Raw genomic sequence first — 17,308 nt, 5'->3', positions numbered from 1 at the left:
TTACGGAACAACAATCAGCGGGCCGCTGGCCGCCCCCGTTGCCCGCCACTGCGGAACGTACATAGACTCCACCATCGGGACCGGCACCTGATAAGTTCCCGGCGTCACGGCGCGGGCCAGATAGACCAGCGTGACCGGCTGACCTTCGTTTATCGGCACGGCAGCCACAAAGCGGTCGTCACGGAATTCCATATGCTGAATGTCCGCCTGCTGCATCTGGCTGAGCAGGTTCTGTACCTCACTGCCGCTGTCCTGCAGGCTGGCGCTGCTGCTCGCCAGGTTCTGGTTTTCCAGCTCCAGACCCGCAGGGAGCAGATCCACCACCAGCGCATCCGGCACGTTCTGGCTGGCTTTAACGTCCAGCCACACCAGCACCAGCTCACCGCTCTTCAGCGAGGAGAGCGATTTACTGCTGCCGTCGGTTGCCAGGATATGACGTTCAACCTGCAGCACGTTCGAGCTTGGCTGAGGGGCATATTCCGGATAACCGGTGCTGTCCAGGCGTACCCACAGCGGTGTTGTACCGGTGTTAGTCACCTGCAGCGCGCCAAGCTGGTCGCCGCTCGCGTTTTGCACCAGTGACTTATCGCCGCCTGATGCGGTCTCAGACAGCGAAGTTTTCGCCTGCCACGTACCAGACAGGGTTTGCAGCGAGCGTCCGGCCAGGAACAGCGCATTGCTCTCCTGCGTTGACAGCCAGCGCTGGCTGAAGGCCTGTTCAGACAGAGCATTCAGCAGCGTATTTTGCGCATCCGGCAGCAGCTTGTACTCCTCCAGAAGAGAGAGCATCAGCGCGTTATCGCGAAGCTGGCTGCCGTAATCGGCCATCCAGGTTTTGCTGTCGTTGCGCGGGGTTTTGAGCGCCAGATCCAGCGCCTGCTGGCTGCGCGGTGCATCGCCCATCAGTTTGAGCGCCATGCCCAGCTGCATCAGCGGAAGCCCGGAAGCCGCCTGCCCGTGGCGATCCCAGATTTCACGCAGCGCGCCCAGCGGCGCTTTTTGCTGACGTGCCAGCACCAGCGCGGCATAGGCCTGCACGGCAAACTTGCTGGCCTGAGTATCGTCGCTGTAGCGAATGGACATCATGCCCGGATCCTGCAGGTAGCGCAGCAGGCGGTTATTGGCGTTATTCACTGCATCGGCAGGTACGCTGTAACCCTGCTCGCCCGCGCGCACCAGGAAGTCGGTCACGTAGGCCGTCAGCCAGTACTCTTCCGGACCGTTTTTATCCCATAGCGCAAAACCACCGTCTTCACGCTGCATCTGCAGCAGACGGGAGATGCCAATATCAATCGCTGCACGGCGCTTGTCATCGGTGTCGCCCTTGATGCCAAGTGCAGTCAGCTGCGCCGCGTTGGTGTAGAGCGACGGGAACAGGCCACTGGTGGTCTGTTCCAGGCAGCCATACGGGTACGCCTGCAGTTCGCGAATATAGCGCGCCAGGTTAAGCGGTGGTTTGCCGCTCAGCAGCAGTTGCCCCTGCAGGGTAGCAGGAGAGAAACCGTTGCTGTGCTGCGCCGGTGCGGTCCAGGACTCGCCGGGGTTCAGCATGGTACCGGTAGTCACCGTCTGCGCCGGGAATGCCGGCCGCACGCCGATTTTCCAGCTCTTCTGCTGCGGCGCAAAGGTCTCGCCCGGAAGCTGCAGGCCCGTAACCTGTGCCGTCACCTCACCATCACCATAACCCTCCAGCGCCCGCACCGGAATAAACAGGGTACTGCGCGCGCCAGGAGACAACTGAACCGGCTGCGGCTGCGAGCCTTCCAGCGACAGTTTTCCTGTCGCGGTCAGGGCGACATTCAGCGTTTGCGGCTTGTCCGTCAGGTTGGTGAGGTCCAGCGTCAGCCGTGAGGTGTCCCCGCTTGCCAGGAAGCGCGGCGTGTTAAGCTCGGTAATGACCGGCGCAGCCACCACAACCTTGCTTTCGCTGCTGCCGAAATCGTCTTCCGTCCAGGCCTGCGCCATCAGACGCAGCTCGCCGTTGAAATCACCAATCGGCAGCGTAATCGTGCCTTCTCCGTTGGCATCCAGCGTAACCGGCTGTGCCTGCTGGGCAATAATGGTGACGTGGTTCACCGGCGGCTTACCGCCGCGCTTCAGCTCATCACCGTCACCACCAAAGCGCAGCGCGGCCAGGCGGCCCTGCCCTTCGATGACCTGGCCGTAGATATCGTAGATATCCGCACCGTAGCGTTTCTGACCGAAGAAAGCCTGCCACGGATCGGGCGTAACGTAATCGGTGATGTTCAGCACGCCGCTGTCAACCGCCGAGACCAGGACGTTCACTTTCTGCGGCACCGCCCCCTCTTTCACGCTGGCTTTCACCTTCACTGAGAGCGTCTGGTTTGGACGCATTTTCTGCGGGTTATCGAGCGCAATGTTCAGACGGCGATTTTCATCGCCCATCGGCAGATGCAGCAGGCCGACCGCGCGTTTCGGCGTGGCGGATTTGGATTTATCACCAGGACGCACCACCAGCGTACTCAGGTAGAGATCGTGACGTTTCCAGGCTTTGTCGACCGGGATAGCGAGATCAAGCCCGTTTGCCGGTACGTCGATCTCTTTCCACCACAGCGGCCCTTCGCTGGACTCGATCATCGCATAGCCCTTACCTGCTGCCGGCGCTGCAATGTGCAGGTTAATGGTATCGCCTGGCTGATAGGCTGGCTTATCCAGTTTCAGCGTCACGCGGTCAGGACGTGCAGCCCCGGTGCCGTCGCTGTTATCCTGCCAGCTGTAGCCTGCCCAGAAGCGCACGCTGCTGACCATCTCATCAGGCGCTTTAACTTCCAGACGGTATGAGCCCCACTCCACCGGGAAGGTGACTTTACCCGTCTCGTCGGCCTTGAGAGTCAGCTCCTGCTCGCCTTCAACCAGATCTTTCTGATCGAACTGAGACTGCCAGCCTTCGCTCTCAGACCAGTTCCAGAAGTAGTCGCGGCGCTCACGGATCAGGCGTACCTGTAAACCGGAAACCGCCTTTTTCGCTCCGCTGGCATCGGCATAAACGATGTCGAAGCTGGCGTTGCCGTTCTCGTCAACAATCGGTTGGTTGACGGTGGTATCGGTGCGGTAGTCGTAAACGGCTTTACTGGCGAACTGAGGGCGGATACCCGGCAGCTCAGCCGCTGGCCAGATGGCCTGCTCAGCGCGACGCGTCACCGGACGGCCGCCCGACTCCAGCAGGCTGGCCTGCAGGATCAGCTGTAGCGGAGAGTGGACCTCTTTCCACTGGCTTTCGGTGGTTACCTGCCCACGCCCCTGCTCATCCAGCGTAAGCTGCACTTCATCCAGACTGCGGCTCAGGTTCTCCTCAGCGATATCGCCAAACTGGAAGCCCGGCAGCGCAGCTACCGCGTCACGCAGCGGACGCAGGAAAAGCTGGCCCTGCAGAGAATTACCGTTGGCCGGTGCGCCATACAGGTAATAGCCCACCACGTTAAAGTCCACGTTATCCTGCGGTGAAACCGGCGTTTTTTGTCCGCTCAGGTTGAGCGCCATACGCTCGGGCATGAAGTCTTCGACGTGGAAGTCCCACAGGCGCTGCAGGTTATCGCCCGTGTTGGCACGGATATGCCACATACCGGTCTGCGCTCCGCTGTCCAGCGGATAGTTAAAGCGATAGAGCCCATTCTCTGGCTTGACGACAATTGTACGCGCAACCTGTCCATCCGGGCGCAGCACGTCAAGCTTGACGGGCTGATCGGGAAGCGGCTTACCGTCACTGTCGCGCAGTAAGCCGTTGAGGATCACCGTTTCACCCGGACGATAGAGATCGCGCGGGCCAAACATGAAGAATTGCTTGCTGTAGCCGGGGCTACCGGCAATATCGAACTCCGCCAGATCCAGCGCCGGAAGCTTGAGGTCAAGCAGCGTGGTCTGGCCGTCTTTGCTCGCCAGAATAAGCGCGGCTTCTTTGTCCGTTTCAAGCTTCGCATGACCATCGGCATCGCTCTTCTCCTCGGCGAGAGTCTGGCCTTTATCGTTCAGCAGCGTGACGGTCACGCCGGACTGCGCCGCACCGTTTTCCAGACTCTGAGTGAAAATATCCAGGCGGTTATGGTAACGGTGAGCGGACAGGCCAATATCGCTTAGGGTAAAGAGCGTTGCGGCGTTGCTGTAGTTGTAGTGTCCAGCCTGGTTCATGACCGCGATATAAACGCCAGACTGCTGGAGCGGTTTAATATCCTTCAGGGGCAACAGCAATTTTTCGCGCGTGTTGCGCGCCGGATTAAGATCGAATCGACCGGTGTAAACCAGCTCCGCCATCTTCAGCAGGTTATCGGATTCCCAGTTGGTCAGCGAGTTACGGTACTCCCACTGGCTGACAAGGGAGGCCAGCGATTCCGGCTTCACGCGGTAAAAGTTGACATCAACATTGTTGACGTTGAGCGCCATCACCGGCAGACCTTCCACCACTTTGCCCGGCAGCAGCGAGCCGCGGCTGGCAAAACCAACGGTGGGTTCAATGTCCCGGGTGGTCAGGGCTTTTTCATAATCAATGCCGAACGTCGCCTTGTTCAGCGCCTGCAGGTCACGTTCAACGGTGACGACCAGGTTGCGGTTAGGCTCCAGATGACGCAGGCGAAGCTCTTTCAGGTTAGGCGCAAGTTCCCACGCCCCGTCAACCTTGCCGCTTTTCTTGTCCACGACATGCACCGTTTTGGCGAAATCCTGATCGGGATTCAGCGGAACAGAAAAGGTCAGCACCAGCGTGGCGGCACCGTCGAGCTGAACTTCTGAGGTATCCAGCAACGTCAGCGCTTTTCCCTGAGTCTGGGCAGCCAGTTTAGCCAGCGTTTCAGCATTGGGCTTTTCTGCAGCTTTCGATGTGGATGCGGTGGATGCCGCGGGAGCCGCAGCCTGAGTTTTATCGTCGCTGTTATCACAGCCGACAAGCGTAAACGTGGTGAGCAGCGCAAGAGAGAGCGCGGCTAAGCGAAACGGTTTCATCCTTTGTCCCTGGCCCAAGGAGCCTGTTGGTCGTCGTCCGGATAAGTATTATCCGCAAGTTTCATTAATTCAAAAAGGCCAATTTTAAAATCTTGAAAGCGCCTCGCAGAACGGCATCACGCCGCTACGCCGTGATGGAACCGCGATCACAGCACATAACGTCACATGTTACCTTTCAAGTCATTTGTTTTTAAAACAAGAAGATAGCTGGCTAAGCTCGCCCGAAGGCTGCTAGTTTTATGACCATGACGCACCCCGAGTGCGCGGTTCAAAAAGAGAGAAAGCCATGAAACGAGCCGTGAACGCCCTACAAAATTTCGGAAAATCATTGTACGGACCGGTACTTATCTTACCGATCGTCGGTCTGTTTATCGCCTTTGGTAACGTGCTGGGTAACGGTAATCTCGCTGAATACCTGCCGTTTCTGGGCCATCCGCTGATTCAGCATCTTGGCCAGCTTATCGCGAAATCTGCCGTGTCGGTGCTGGTCAACCTGGCGCTGGTGTTTGCCGTCGGGATCCCGATTGGTCTGGCGACGCGTGATAAAGGCTATGCCGCGCTAATTGGTCTGGTGACCTTCGTCGTGTTCATCAACGCCATGAACGTCACGCTACAGCTGCAGGGCGCGCTGGCGCCAGCGGCCCAGATGAAAGCGGCCGGGCAGACCATGGTACTGGGCGTGCAGGTGCTGGAGATGGGCGTTTTTGCCGGGATCCTGACCGGGGCGCTCTCCGGATATCTGTACAACAAATACTCCAGCGTACAGTTTAACGGCGCGATGGCGATTTACTCCGGCCACTGTTTTGTCGCCATCGTCATGCTTCCCGTCTCAATGCTGCTCGGCGTGGTGATGAGTGAGCTGTGGCCGTATGCCCAGCACGGCATTAGCGCCCTGGCGCTGGCCATCAAAGGCTCCGGGCCGTTGGGCGTGGCAATCTACGGTTTCCTGGAACGTATTCTGGTCCCTACCGGCCTGCACCATCTGGTTTATACCCCGTTCCTCTATACCGAGCTGGGCGGCACGCAGGAGGTGTGCGGCGCAACCTATCAGGGCGCGCGCAATATCTATTTCGCCGAGATGGCCTGCCCGGACGTGAAGCAGCTCAGCAGCACCGTGGTGTGGGACGCGCGCGGCATCAGCAAGATGTTCGGCCTGCCTGCCGCAGCCCTGGCGATGTACGTGACCGCAAAGCCGGAGCGTAAAGCCATTGCGAAAGCCATTCTGATCCCGGCGGCGCTGACCTCGCTGCTGGTCGGCGTGACCGAGCCGATAGAGTTCTCCTTCCTGTTCGTCGCCCCCCTGCTCTTCGTGGTGCACGCGGTGCTGACCGGCATCGGCATGATGCTGTTCTCGCTGCTGGGCGTTCACGCCATCGGCGCCAACGGGATTATCGACTTCATCCTCTACAACCTGCCGCTCGGCACGGAGAAGTCCAACTGGCCGATGTACATCGTGGTCGGGCTGATCATGTTCGCCCTCTACTTCGTGGTGTTCCGCTTCCTGATCCTGCGCTTCAACATGAAAACGCCGGGCCGTGAGGATGACGATCGGGAGACGCGCCTCTACAGCAAGCAGGAGTACCAGGCGAAGGGCAATAACGACGGGCTGGGCGAATCCATCGTGACGGGTCTGGGCGGCAGGGAAAACATTGAGGTGGTGGACAACTGCTACACCCGCTTACGCGTCACGGTGAAGGACGTCGCCATTATCGACGAGCCGCGGCTCAAGGCGACCGGCGCGAAAGGGATTATCAAACAAGGTAACAACGTTCAGGTGGTCTACGGGCTGCACGTCAAAAAAATGCGAGAAGCCGTTGAGACGTTTCTCTGAAAGGAGCTAAAGATGTTTACACCCCCATTTATTCTGTCGATTGCCGGCGGCGGCAGCACCTACACGCCGGGCATTGTGAAAAGCCTGATGGTGCGCCTGCAGGATTTCCCGCTGGCCGAAATCCGCCTTTATGACATCGACGAGGCGCGTCAGAACACGATTGCGCCCGTCGTCGAAAAGGTCATTCGCGACCACAGCCAGAGCATCAAATTTACCGTCACCAGTGACCCGGAAGTGGCCTTCAGCGGCGCGCATTTCGTCTTCGCCCAGATGCGCGTCGGCCAGTATAAAATGCGCGAGCAGGATGAAAAGATCCCGCTGCGCCACGGCGTGGTCGGCCAGGAAACGTGCGGACCCGGCGGGCTGGCCTACGGGCTGCGCACGATCCTGCCGATGGTGGAGCTTATCGATCTGGTGGATCGCTACGCGCACGAAAAAGCCTGGATCGTGAACTACTCCAACCCGGCGGCGATCGTTGCGGAGGGCGTGCGCCGGCTGCGGCCAGATGCGCGGGTGCTGAACATCTGCGATATGCCTGTCGCCGCGATGCGCAATATGGGGGCGATTCTGGGTGTCGATCGCCGCAGGCTGGAGGTGGACTACTTCGGCCTGAACCACTTCGGCTGGTTTACCCGCGTGCTGGTGGACGGCGAAGACAAGCTTCCCGAGCTGCGTAAGCATATCGCGAAGTTTGGCCTGCTGACGGAAGATGCGGCTAAAACCGATCCGCAGCATTCCGATCCTTCGTGGGTAAAAACCTGGCGCAACATTAAGCCGATCATGGACAGCTTCCCGGAGTATCTGCCGAACCCGTATCTGCAGTACTACCTGATGCCGAACCAGATCGTCGAGCATCAGAACCCGGACTATACCCGCGCCAATGAAGTGATGGACGGGCGCGAGAAAAAGCTGTTCGCCGCTGCCGAAGAATACAAGCGCACCGGGATCCTGCCGGACGCCTTCCACGTGGGCGTTCACGGCGAGTTTATCGTCGATGTCGCCTGCTCGCTGGCCTTTAACCTGCGAAGCCGCCATCTGGTGATGGTGGAAAACCGCGGGGCGATTACCAACCTGCCTTACGATGCCGTGGTGGAAGTGCCCGCTTATATCACCTCCGAAGGGCCAGAACCGATTCGCGTCGGTCAGGTGCCGCTGTTCCATCAAACCCTTTTGCAACAGCAGCTCGCCTCTGAACAGCTGCTGGTAGAGGCCACCATCGAGGGCAGCTATGAGAAAGCCCTGCAGGCGTTTACCCTCAACCGCACCGTGCCGACCATGGAACACGCGAAAGCGATTCTGGATGAGATGATCGAGGCCAACCGCGACTACTGGCCTGCGCTGCAAAAAGCCTGGCAGGACGGCGAAACGGTGAAAAAATAGGGGCTTGCTCGCGAGTTGAACGTGGTTTGCTTGTCGGTGTCAGAAAAAACACCGACAATCCTTTTTTACGGAAAAGAATGGAGGCAACCCATGTCCACCTCATATTTTGTCGCTGCCGACTGGCTGATTGAGCACGGTGACGATCCGGAAGTTCAGATTATTGACGCGCGTATGGCCCCGGCCGGGCAGGAACACCTTCGCGATATGGTCGCGGAATACCGTGCCGGACATCTGCCTGGCGCGGTATTTTTTGATATCGAAGCCCTCTCCGATCGCAACTCTCCCCTGCCGCACATGCTGCCGCGCCCGGAAGCGTTTTCCGTGGCGATGCGCGAGCTGGGCGTCAGCAAAGACAAACACCTCGTTGTTTATGATGAAGGTAACCTCTTCTCCGCACCGCGCGCGTGGTGGATGCTGAAAAACTTCGGCGTGGAAAAAGTGTCGATTCTGGCGGGCGGGCTGGCGGGCTGGAAGCGTGACGAGCTGCCGCTACAGCAGGGCAACGTGACGCTGCCGGAAGGCGAATTCGATGCCACGTTCGACGCGCACGTGGTGAAACGCCTGACCGACGTGCTGGTCGTGAGCCATGAAAAAACGGCGCAAATCGTCGATGCCCGTCCTGCACCGCGCTTCAATGCCGAAGCGGATGAACCGCGTCCGGGGCTGAAGCGCGGACATATTCCGGGCGCGCTGAACGTGCCGTGGGGCGATCTGGTGTTTGAGGGCGAGCTGAAAACCACCGACGAGCTGCGGGCCATTTTTGACCGTGCTGGCGTGGATTTACATCGTCCGATTATTGCCAGCTGCGGCTCCGGCGTAACCGCCTGCGTGGTGATCCTGGCGCTCGCCACGCTCGGCGCGAACGACGTCACGCTATACGACGGCGCCTGGAGCGAATGGGGTGCGCGAGACGATCTGCCTGTCGAACCCGCGAAATAATGGATAACCGCCTGGCCACGCTGTTAACGCGCGGGGCGTCGCTGACCCGCGCGGAGTATCGCGTCCTCGCCCACCTCACGGAGCACCCGCTGCTGGTGGGCAACATCACGGTACGCGAGCTGGCGCAGGCGACGTTTGTTTCTACCGCCACCATCATGCGGCTGTGTCAGAAGCTGGGGTTCAGCGGCTTTAGCGAGTTTATCTGGCACTGCAAGCAGCTGCTCTCCGACACGCCGCATATTGCCGCCCAGGGGCAGTCGCTTCCTGAACTTCCGGCGCTGTTTAATCAGTTTATCGCCAACTATCAGCACACCTTCCAGTGGGTCACGCAGGAGAAGCGCCAGCAGTTTGCCGACCTGCTGCGCGAGAAAGAGAGCTTCTTTCTCTACGGGGCCGGGTTTTCCTATCTGTTTGCGGAGTACCTGACCAAGAAGCTGCAGGTGCTGGGCAAAACGGCGTTTATCTCCGGGCCGGGGGACAGCCGGAATATTTTCCTCAGCAACGCCGCCCGCTATCAGGTGTTTATTGCCGTCTCGCGCAGCGGCGAAACGGAGCAGGTGCTGGATAAAGCGCGGATTGCCAAAAACGTCGGCATGACGATCGTCGCGTTTACCCGCGCCTCGGCCAACACGCTGGCGGGGATGGCGGACGTGCACTTTGCCCTCTATGACGAAGCGGTGCACTTTGCCGCTGAAGCCGCGGGGGTGACGTCGTTTGAGTCGAATCTGGTGCTGCTGATGGATTTACTGCTGCTGGAAGCAACGGGGTGATATTCACCCCGCCGTAATCAGATGATGCGGTTGGTTTTGAGATCGCGCAGGAAGCCGCCCCAGCGACGCTCGTAGAACGGGGTGATGTGCTCGGTAATAAAGTGGCTGATGCCCTTCTCGCCGTTCTTCACCTGGCAGATATCAATTGGCTCATCGCCAGGCAGCGTGTCGGTCGCCACGCTTCCCGCGGCCTGAATGATATCGTCGATATCGCCGTCCGCCTCAATACCAATCAGCAGAACCGGATGCTCGTCCGCACGCTCTTTAATGGAGCAGAGAAACGCGCGTCTAACCGGTTTCAGGGTTTTGAACAGCGTCGTCAGGGAATCAATCATCTGCGCGGGCGGCTCGGCCACTTCAGAAAGTAGCAGCGTTTCGCCCCCTTCCAGCACTTCCTGGGTGCTGAGCGGGTTGCCCTCTTCACCTATCAGATGGCTGATTTCACGCGGGGTAAACTCTTTCCCGGTCGGCAGCTTCGCGTTAAGGAACAGCGTCTGGCCCAGCGTCATTTCGAACAGGGTACGCACCGGCATCACCACGAACGCCTGTTCGTCTTCTACCGCTTCCTGCAGAGCTTCCAGCGAAGTAAAGAACGGGATCACCGACGTGCCGTCGTCTTTCTCCCAGTGCAGCAGATCCAGCGCGCTGTCTTCGACAACCTGCTCACCTTCCGCCGCGGTGCCCGGCACCCAGACGGTGGATTCCAGCAGCGTGCGGAAAAATGCCGGACGGTGGGCGGGCTCGGTCGCCGCCTGCTCCAGCAGGGTTTCTAATTCGTTTTTGGTTTCGGACATAACAATTCCAGATGATGCATTTCCCCTCACCCCAGCCCTCTCCCTCAAGGGAGAGGGAGCAAACTCCCCTCTCCCCTTGGGAGAGGGTTAGGGTGAGGGCAATAAAGATTACTCAGCCGTCAGCAGGTTCGCCACGGTACGCACGCCCAGACCGGTCGCGCCAGCGGACCACTGCTCAACCGCCGCTTTACGGTAGGTTGCGGAGCAGTCGATGTGCAGCCAGCCTTCGTGGTAGTTCTCAACGAAGTGGGACAGGAAGCCTGCCGCCGTGCTTGCACCCGCCGGGTACGCCGCGCTCGCGGTGTTGTTCAGCTCGGCAAAGTTGGACGGCAGCTGGCTGCGGTGGAACTCGGCCAGCGGCAGACGCCAGAACGGTTCGTTTTCCGCAGCGGCGCTTGCCAGGAGGCGAGCGGCCAGCTTGTCGTCAAAGCTGAACAGCGCGTGGTAGTCGTTACCCAGCGCCGTTTTCGCCGCGCCGGTCAGGGTTGCCATGTCGATAATCAGCTCCGGCTTCTGGGCGGAGGCGTCGATCAGGCCATCGGCCAGCACCAGGCGGCCTTCGGCGTCGGTGTTCATCACTTCGACGTTTTTGCCGTTGCGATAGCGAATGATGTCGCCCAGCTTGAAGGCGTTACCGCTCACCATGTTGTCCGCGCAGCACAGATACAGCTTCACGCGCTTGTTCAGACCGCGGGTAATGGCGAACGCCAGCGCGCCGGTGATGGTTGCCGCGCCGCCCATGTCGGACTTCATTGAGTCCATGAACGCGCTCTGCTTCAGGCTGTAGCCGCCGGTGTCGAAGGTGATGCCTTTCCCGACCAGGCAGGCAAAGACCGGCGCCGCTTTATCGCCGGTTGGGTTGTAATCCAGCGCCAGCAGGACCGGAGGGCGCTCGGAACCACGGCCCACGGTGTGGATGCCCATGTAATTCTGCTCGCGCAGGTCTTCACCTTTGGTGATGCGGTAGGACATTTTCTCGCCCGCCACGCCGCACAGCAGGTCAACCGCGCGCTGCGCCAGCTGCTCAGGACCGAGCTCTTCCGCCGGGGCGTTGATGGTGTCGCGCACCCAGTCGATGATTTGCAGGCGGCTTTCCAGCTCTTTCTGACCGGCTTCGTCGAGGTTAGCCCACTCGATTTTGCGGGTGCCTTTCGGGCCTTTGTAGCCTGCCCAGAATGCCCAGCTTCGGTCGGTGTCCCAGCCTTCGCCTTCCAGGGAGACATGCTTAATGCCCAGGCCGTCAATTTTACGCGCAGCGCGCTGGATCAGGCCGGTATCATCTTTGCCCGTCAGGTGCAGGGTAATGCCGTCGTTATTAATGCTGTAGGTGGCTTTCTCGCCCCAGCGTGCGTCAGCAGGCTGATTCGAGAGCGTAATCTTCATCGCTTCGGTCATTTTATTTATCCTTATTAGCAAACGGGCCGCCTGAAGGCAGCCCATAGAGTCTCTTTCCACTAAATGATTCGCGTTGCAGGAAGGCGGCAAGCGAGTGAATCCCCGGGAGCAGAGATAACTCTGTGACCGGGGTGAACAAGCGCAGCCAACGCATCGGCAACGTGAAGCATGACGTGGAAATTATTCTGCTTCATCTAACCAGACTAACAGAATCGCCTCCAGAATTTTTTCATTGGATGCGTTTGGATCGTCGTCGAAATCCTCTAAATCGCAGATCCACTGGTGCATGTCGGTGAATCGTACGGTCTTCGGATCGAGATCCGGGTTCGCGTCGTAGAGCGCTTCGCCGATTTCACGGCTGTCTGTCCACTTCAGTCCCATATCAATGCTCGCGTGCGTGGTTGATGGTGTAGCGTGGGAATTCCACGACCAGATCTTCATCGGTCACCGCGGCCTGGCAGCTCAGGCGGCTGTCTGGCTCCAGACCCCATGCTTTATCCAGCATGTCGTCTTCGTCTTCGGTGCTCTCGGCGAGAGAGTCAAAACCTTCACGCACGATGCAGTGGCAGGTGGTGCAGGCACAGGATTTTTCACAGGCGTGTTCCACTTCGATACCTGCACGCAGGGCAACATCGAGAATGGTTTCACCGGTCTTCGCTTCCAGAACAGCGCCATCCGGACAGAGGTCCGCATGAGGCAAAATAACAATCTTTGGCATATTAAACCTCGTCCACGGACTGGCCTTTCAGCGCGACGCGGACAGATTTGTCCATGCGGCGAGCAGCAAAGTCCTGGGTTTGTTTATCAACGTTTTTAATGGCTTCTTCTATTGCGTCAGCGTCATTGCCTTCTGCTACTGCGCTTAAATGCGCGGCAGCGTCGTCAATCACCTGGCGCTCAGCGGCGCTTAACAGCGCGGCATCGGCAGCGAGCGCGCCGTTCAAGCTCTCCAGCACGCGGGCGGCTTCAACTTTTTGTTCAGCCAGCATACGCGCCTTCACATCCTGTTCGGCGTAGCTCATTGAGTCCTGAATCATGGAGGCGATTTCGCCATCGGTCAGGCCGTAGGACGGCTTCACCTGAATGGACGATTCCACGCCGGTCGATTTTTCCATCGCCGTGACGCTCAGAAGGCCGTCCGCATCCACCTGGAAGGTGACGCGAATATGCGCCCCGCCCGCAGGCAGCGCCGGGATACCGCGCAGCGCAAAGCGCGCCAGAGAGCGGCAGTCCTGTACCAGCTCGCGCTCGCCCTGCATCACGTGGATGGACATCGCGGTCTGGCCGTCTTTGAAGGTGGTGAACTCCTGCGCGCGCGCCACCGGAATGGTGGTATTACGCGGGATCACTTTCTCTACCAGGCCGCCCATGGTTTCTAACCCGAGCGACAGCGGGATGACGTCCAGCAGCAGCATTTCGCTGTCCGGCTTGTTGCCGACCAGAATATCGGCCTGGATTGCGGCGCCCACGGCAACCACTTTGTCCGGGTCGATGGAGGTCAGCGGCGTGCGTCCAAAGAATTCGCCCACGCGCTCGCGCACCAGCGGCACGCGGGTCGAACCGCCCACCATGACCACTTCCAGCACCTCGTTCGCCTCAACGCCCGCATCTTTCAGTGCGCGACGGCAGGCCAGCAGGGTGCGTTTCACCAGCGGGGCAATCAGATCGCTGAACTGGTCGCGGGCGATCTCACCCTGCCAGCCCGCAACGTTTACGCTAACCGTCTGCGCATCGCTCAGGGCGATTTTGGCGTCGATAGCCGCATCAAGCAATTCACGCTGCACGCGGGCATCGCTGCGATCGCTGATGCCCGCCTGCTCGCGAATATAATCCGCCAGCAGATGGTCGAAGTCATCGCCGCCCAGCGCGGAATCCCCGCCGGTCGCCAGCACTTCAAACACCCCGCGGCTCAAGCGAAGGATCGAGATATCAAAGGTACCGCCGCCGAGATCGTAAACCGCGATCACCCCTTCCTGACCGGAGTCGAGGCCGTAGGCAATCGCCGCCGCCGTCGGTTCGTTCAGCAGGCGCAGCACGTGCAGGCCTGCCAGACGCGCGGCGTCTTTGGTGCCCTGACGCTGTGCATCGTCAAAATAGGCCGGAACGGTGATGACTACGCCGTCCAGATCGCCGCCAAGCGTCGCCGTCGCGCGCGCCGCCAGCGCTTTGAGGATGTCGGAGGAAACGCGAATCGGGTTCAGCAGACCGGCCGCGGTCGCAATCATCGGCAGGCCGTTTTCACTGGCCTGCAGCTGATACGGCAGATGCGGATAGCGGGTCTGAATATCGGCCAGAGAGCGGCCCATCATGCGCTTTACGGAGCTGATGGTGTTGGCCGGATCGCGCGCGGCGTTGGCGCGGGCGTCATAGCCGACCGCGTGACCCTGCTGCTGGTAGTGGACCACGGAAGGCAGCAGATGGCGGTCCTGCTCGTCAGCCAGCGTTTCCGCCTGGCCGCTGCGCACGGTCGCCACGAGGGAATTGGTGGTGCCCAGATCGATACCCACCGCCAGACGACGCTGGTGCGGTGCGGCACTTAAGCCAGGCTCACTAATTTGTAATAAGGCCATAATTGCTTCCGAAATTAAAAATCGAGCAGCTTTTCTTCGAGTTGTTCAGCACTGCTTCGCAGTTTATCGAGAAAACGGAGTTTGCGCACAGTGTCTGCCGCCACGTCCCAGGTCTCGTTGTTCAGTTGCTCCACCATCTGCTGATGGCGGGTATCGAACATGCCCTTCACGCGCGTGATGAAGCTTTCCAGACGCGCTTCGTCTTTGGCCTGTTCAATCTCATCCAGCTCTTCGCGAAGCTCCAGCTGTTCCATCAGAAAAGCGGTGTCGCGTACGGTATGCTGTTCGCTCGCCAGATCGAAACCGTGGAGCGAGAGCAGATATTCTGCACGCGCCAGCGGATGGCGCAGCGTCTGCCAGGCCTGGTTGATGGTCGCAGAGTGCGATACCGCGGCCAGCTGTTCTGCCTGAGTACCACTGGCGAATTTATCCGGGTGATACTGACGCTGAAGATCCTGAAAACGAATCGTCAGCGCCTGGAGATCAATCGGGTATTGAGCGGGTAGTCCGAAGAGAGTGAAGTAATCCATAACAATCTCAGGGGTAGCCTATTAGAACAAACCCCACGCGCAGCAGGTAAGCCACGGTGGGGTTTCGGATGACGCGCGGTTAAACGTGGAAGCTTTCGCCGCAACCACACTCGTCTTTGACGTTCGGGTTCGTGAATTTGAACCCTTCGTTCAGGCCTTCTTTAACGAAGTCCAGCTGAGTGCCGTTGAGGAATTGCAGGCTTTTGCCATCGACCACCACCTTCACGCCCTTGTCTTCAAACACGGTGTCGTCAGACGCCGGCTCGTCAACAAACTCCAGTACGTAAGCCATACCAGAACAGCCGGAGGTACGTACGCCCAGTCGCAGGCCAAAGCCTTTACCACGGTTCGCCAGAAAAGAGCTTACTCGCGCGGCAGCGCTGTCGCTAAGGGTAATCGACATACTCAAACCTCAATTATTTTGCTTCACGTTTGCTTTTGTAATCCGCAATGGCGGCTTTGATCGCGTCTTCTGCCAGAATTGAACAGTGAATTTTCACCGGTGGCAGTTCGAGTTCTTCAGCAATATCCGTGTTCTTGATTGCCTGTGCTTCGTCCAGAGACTTGCCCTTCACCCATTCGGTAACCAGGGAGCTGGACGCGATAGCAGAACCGCAGCCGTAGGTCTTGAAGCGCGCGTCTTCAATGATACCTTCATTGTTGACTTTAATCTGCAACTTCATCACGTCGCCACACGCCGGTGCGCCAACCATGCCGCTACCGACAGATTCGTCGCTGTTGTCAAAAGAGCCAACGTTGCGCGGGTTCTCGTAATGATCGATGACTTTTTCGCTGTATGCCATGATTGAATTCTCCTTATGTACCGATTAGTGATGTGACCATTCAATGCTGTTCAGATCCACGCCCTGCTTGAACATTTCCCACAGTGGAGAAAGGTCGCGCAGACGGCCGATGGAGTTGCGAACCAGCTTGATGGTGTAGTCAATCTCTTCTTCGGTAGTGAAACGACCTAAAGAGAAACGGATAGAGCTGTGCGCCAGCTCGTCGGTCATGCCCAGCGCGCGCAGCACGTAGGATGGCTCCAGGCTTGCAGACGTACAGGCAGAACCGGAAGAAACGGCCAGGTCTTTCAGCGCCATGATCAGCGATTCGCCTTCAACATAGTTGAAGCTGACGTTGAGGATGTTCGGAGCGCCCTGCTCGAGATCGCCGTTCAGATACACTTCTTCCATATCTTTCACGCCGTCCCACAGACGGTTACGCAGCGTGCGCAGGCGCGCCATCTCGGTTTCCATCTCTTCTTTCGCAATGCGGTACGCTTCGCCCATGCCCACGATCTGGTGAACAGGCAGCGTGCCGGAACGCATGCCGCGCTCGTGACCGCCGCCGTGCATCTGTGCTTCGATGCGGATACGCGGTTTACGACGAACGTACAGCGCGCCGATCCCTTTCGGGCCATAAATTTTGTGGCCGGAGAAGGACATCAGGTCCACTTTCAGCTGGCTCAGATCGATAGGCAGTTTGCCCACGCTCTGGGTCGCGTCAACGTGATAGATGATACCGCGCGCGCGGCACATTTCCCCGATGGTCGCGATGTCCTGAACGACGCCGATTTCGTTGTTAACGTGCATGATGGAAACCAGAATGGTGTCATCACGCATGGCCGCTTCGAGCTCTTTCAGGTCGATGATCCCGTTGCTCTGTGGCGCCAGGTAAGTCACTTCGTAACCTTCACGCTCCAGCTGGCGGCAGGTATCCAGCACGGCTTTGTGTTCGGTTTTGCTGGTGATGATGTGCTTGCCTTTTTTCTGATAAAAGTTGGCTGCACCTTTGATCGCCAGGTTGTCGGATTCGGTCGCACCGGAGGTGAAAACAATCTCACGCGGGTCGGCACCCACCAGGTCGGCAATCTGATTACGGGCGATATCAACCGCCTCTTCAGCATGCCAGCCAAAACGGTGTGAACGGGAAGCTGGGTTACCAAAGTTTCCGTCCAGGGTCAGACACTGCATCATTTTCTCGGCAACACGCGGGTCCACCGGCGTGGTTGCGGAGTAATCGAGATAAATCGGTAATTTCATTGCTCTTTAAACTCCGTACATCGCTTCAATGCAAGGAATCAGGCAACCGGCTGGATGTACGACCGAGTACGCGGGGCGTGCCGCCCCGGCCTGATTCTGAAATC

Annotated in this window: 14 protein-coding genes; 4 read left to right on the top strand and 10 right to left on the bottom strand. The window is 58.9% G+C overall.

The window, feature by feature from the left end; genetic code table 11:
* Nucleotides 1–4,953 (bottom strand): alpha-2-macroglobulin, encoded by a 4,953-nt coding sequence (locus ACERY3_RS10470; RefSeq protein ID WP_058841759.1) that lies wholly within the window; start codon nt 4,951–4,953, stop codon nt 1–3.
* A 286-nt stretch (nt 4,954–5,239) separates the two neighbouring features.
* Between ACERY3_RS10470 and ACERY3_RS10465 the strand changes: the two genes are divergently transcribed.
* From ACERY3_RS10465 to ACERY3_RS10450, 4 genes are all read left to right on the top strand, one after another.
* Nucleotides 5,240–6,784, top strand: a complete 1,545-nt coding sequence (locus ACERY3_RS10465; protein ID WP_058841758.1) for a PTS transporter subunit EIIC — start codon at nt 5,240–5,242, stop codon at nt 6,782–6,784.
* A gap of 12 nt (nt 6,785–6,796) precedes the next feature.
* On the top strand, nt 6,797–8,164 hold the full coding sequence (locus ACERY3_RS10460; RefSeq protein WP_058841757.1) for a 6-phospho-alpha-glucosidase: 1,368 nt from the start codon (nt 6,797–6,799) through the stop codon (nt 8,162–8,164).
* 90 nt (nt 8,165–8,254) lie between these two features.
* A complete protein-coding gene (gene sseA / locus ACERY3_RS10455) occupies nt 8,255–9,103 on the top strand; it encodes a 3-mercaptopyruvate sulfurtransferase (protein WP_047060759.1) in 849 nt (282 codons plus the stop codon).
* Nucleotides 9,103–9,873, top strand: coding sequence for a MurR/RpiR family transcriptional regulator (locus tag ACERY3_RS10450; RefSeq protein ID WP_045888294.1), 771 nt, complete (start codon nt 9,103–9,105; stop codon nt 9,871–9,873). Before sseA ends, ACERY3_RS10450 begins: the two co-directional genes overlap by 1 nt.
* 17 nt (nt 9,874–9,890) lie before the next feature.
* Here the strand turns inward: ACERY3_RS10450 and sseB are convergent, their stop codons facing one another.
* From sseB to iscS, 9 genes are all read right to left on the bottom strand, one after another.
* Nucleotides 9,891–10,667 (bottom strand): enhanced serine sensitivity protein SseB, encoded by a 777-nt coding sequence (gene sseB, locus ACERY3_RS10445; RefSeq protein WP_023333036.1) that lies wholly within the window; start codon nt 10,665–10,667, stop codon nt 9,891–9,893.
* 108 nt (nt 10,668–10,775) lie between these two features.
* Entirely contained in the window at nt 10,776–12,062 is a 1,287-nt protein-coding gene (pepB, locus tag ACERY3_RS10440) for an aminopeptidase PepB (protein ID WP_047060761.1), read from the bottom strand.
* 180 nt (nt 12,063–12,242) lie between these two features.
* Nucleotides 12,243–12,443, bottom strand: a complete 201-nt coding sequence (iscX, locus tag ACERY3_RS10435) for a Fe-S cluster assembly protein IscX (RefSeq protein ID WP_003860650.1) — start codon at nt 12,441–12,443, stop codon at nt 12,243–12,245.
* Between the two features lies 1 nt (nt 12,444).
* Nucleotides 12,445–12,780 (bottom strand): ISC system 2Fe-2S type ferredoxin, encoded by a 336-nt coding sequence (fdx, locus tag ACERY3_RS10430; RefSeq protein WP_003860652.1) that lies wholly within the window; start codon nt 12,778–12,780, stop codon nt 12,445–12,447.
* Nucleotide 12,781: 1 nt separating this feature from the next.
* Nucleotides 12,782–14,632 carry a Fe-S protein assembly chaperone HscA gene (gene hscA, locus ACERY3_RS10425; RefSeq protein WP_047060763.1) on the bottom strand — a complete coding sequence of 617 codons (1,851 nt, stop codon included), beginning with the start codon at nt 14,630–14,632 and terminating at the stop codon, nt 12,782–12,784.
* A gap of 14 nt (nt 14,633–14,646) precedes the next feature.
* Complete coding sequence (hscB, locus tag ACERY3_RS10420) at nt 14,647–15,162, bottom strand: co-chaperone HscB (protein ID WP_024908642.1); 516 nt, start codon at nt 15,160–15,162, stop codon at nt 14,647–14,649.
* 79 nt (nt 15,163–15,241) lie between these two features.
* Nucleotides 15,242–15,565, bottom strand: coding sequence for an iron-sulfur cluster assembly protein IscA (gene iscA, locus ACERY3_RS10415; RefSeq protein WP_003860659.1), 324 nt, complete (start codon nt 15,563–15,565; stop codon nt 15,242–15,244).
* A gap of 13 nt (nt 15,566–15,578) precedes the next feature.
* Nucleotides 15,579–15,965 (bottom strand): Fe-S cluster assembly scaffold IscU, encoded by a 387-nt coding sequence (iscU, locus tag ACERY3_RS10410; protein WP_003860661.1) that lies wholly within the window; start codon nt 15,963–15,965, stop codon nt 15,579–15,581.
* Between the two features lie 24 nt (nt 15,966–15,989).
* Complete coding sequence (iscS, locus tag ACERY3_RS10405) at nt 15,990–17,204, bottom strand: cysteine desulfurase (protein ID WP_008502157.1); 1,215 nt, start codon at nt 17,202–17,204, stop codon at nt 15,990–15,992.
* Between the last annotated feature and the right edge of the window lie 104 nt (nt 17,205–17,308).

The organism is Enterobacter cloacae complex sp. ESBL7 (assembly GCF_041679625.1).
In the GTDB taxonomy this organism is placed as follows: Bacteria; Pseudomonadota; Gammaproteobacteria; order Enterobacterales; family Enterobacteriaceae; genus Enterobacter; species Enterobacter asburiae_B.
Note: the sequence above shows the minus strand (reverse complement) of the source record. Positions and strands in the feature narration are given on the sequence as shown.

Excerpts from the sequence above, each read along its gene's own strand:
- hscB (WP_024908642.1), bottom strand. The coding sequence starts at position 15,162 with ATGGATTACTTCACTCTCTTCGGACTACCCGCTCAATACCCGATTGAT.
- pepB (WP_047060761.1), bottom strand. The coding sequence starts at position 12,062 with ATGACCGAAGCGATGAAGATTACGCTCTCGAATCAGCCTGCTGACGCA.
- iscS (WP_008502157.1), bottom strand. The coding sequence starts at position 17,204 with ATGAAATTACCGATTTATCTCGATTACTCCGCAACCACGCCGGTGGAC.
- sseA (WP_047060759.1), top strand. The coding sequence starts at position 8,255 with ATGTCCACCTCATATTTTGTCGCTGCCGACTGGCTGATTGAGCACGGT.
- hscA (WP_047060763.1), bottom strand. The coding sequence starts at position 14,632 with ATGGCCTTATTACAAATTAGTGAGCCTGGCTTAAGTGCCGCACCGCAC.
- ACERY3_RS10460 (WP_058841757.1), top strand. The coding sequence starts at position 6,797 with ATGTTTACACCCCCATTTATTCTGTCGATTGCCGGCGGCGGCAGCACC.
- iscX (WP_003860650.1), bottom strand. The coding sequence starts at position 12,443 with ATGGGACTGAAGTGGACAGACAGCCGTGAAATCGGCGAAGCGCTCTAC.
- fdx (WP_003860652.1), bottom strand. The coding sequence starts at position 12,780 with ATGCCAAAGATTGTTATTTTGCCTCATGCGGACCTCTGTCCGGATGGC.
- iscU (WP_003860661.1), bottom strand. The coding sequence starts at position 15,965 with ATGGCATACAGCGAAAAAGTCATCGATCATTACGAGAACCCGCGCAAC.
- ACERY3_RS10465 (WP_058841758.1), top strand. The coding sequence starts at position 5,240 with ATGAAACGAGCCGTGAACGCCCTACAAAATTTCGGAAAATCATTGTAC.
- iscA (WP_003860659.1), bottom strand. The coding sequence starts at position 15,565 with ATGTCGATTACCCTTAGCGACAGCGCTGCCGCGCGAGTAAGCTCTTTT.
- ACERY3_RS10450 (WP_045888294.1), top strand. The coding sequence starts at position 9,103 with ATGGATAACCGCCTGGCCACGCTGTTAACGCGCGGGGCGTCGCTGACC.
- ACERY3_RS10470 (WP_058841759.1), bottom strand. The coding sequence starts at position 4,953 with ATGAAACCGTTTCGCTTAGCCGCGCTCTCTCTTGCGCTGCTCACCACG.
- sseB (WP_023333036.1), bottom strand. The coding sequence starts at position 10,667 with ATGTCCGAAACCAAAAACGAATTAGAAACCCTGCTGGAGCAGGCGGCG.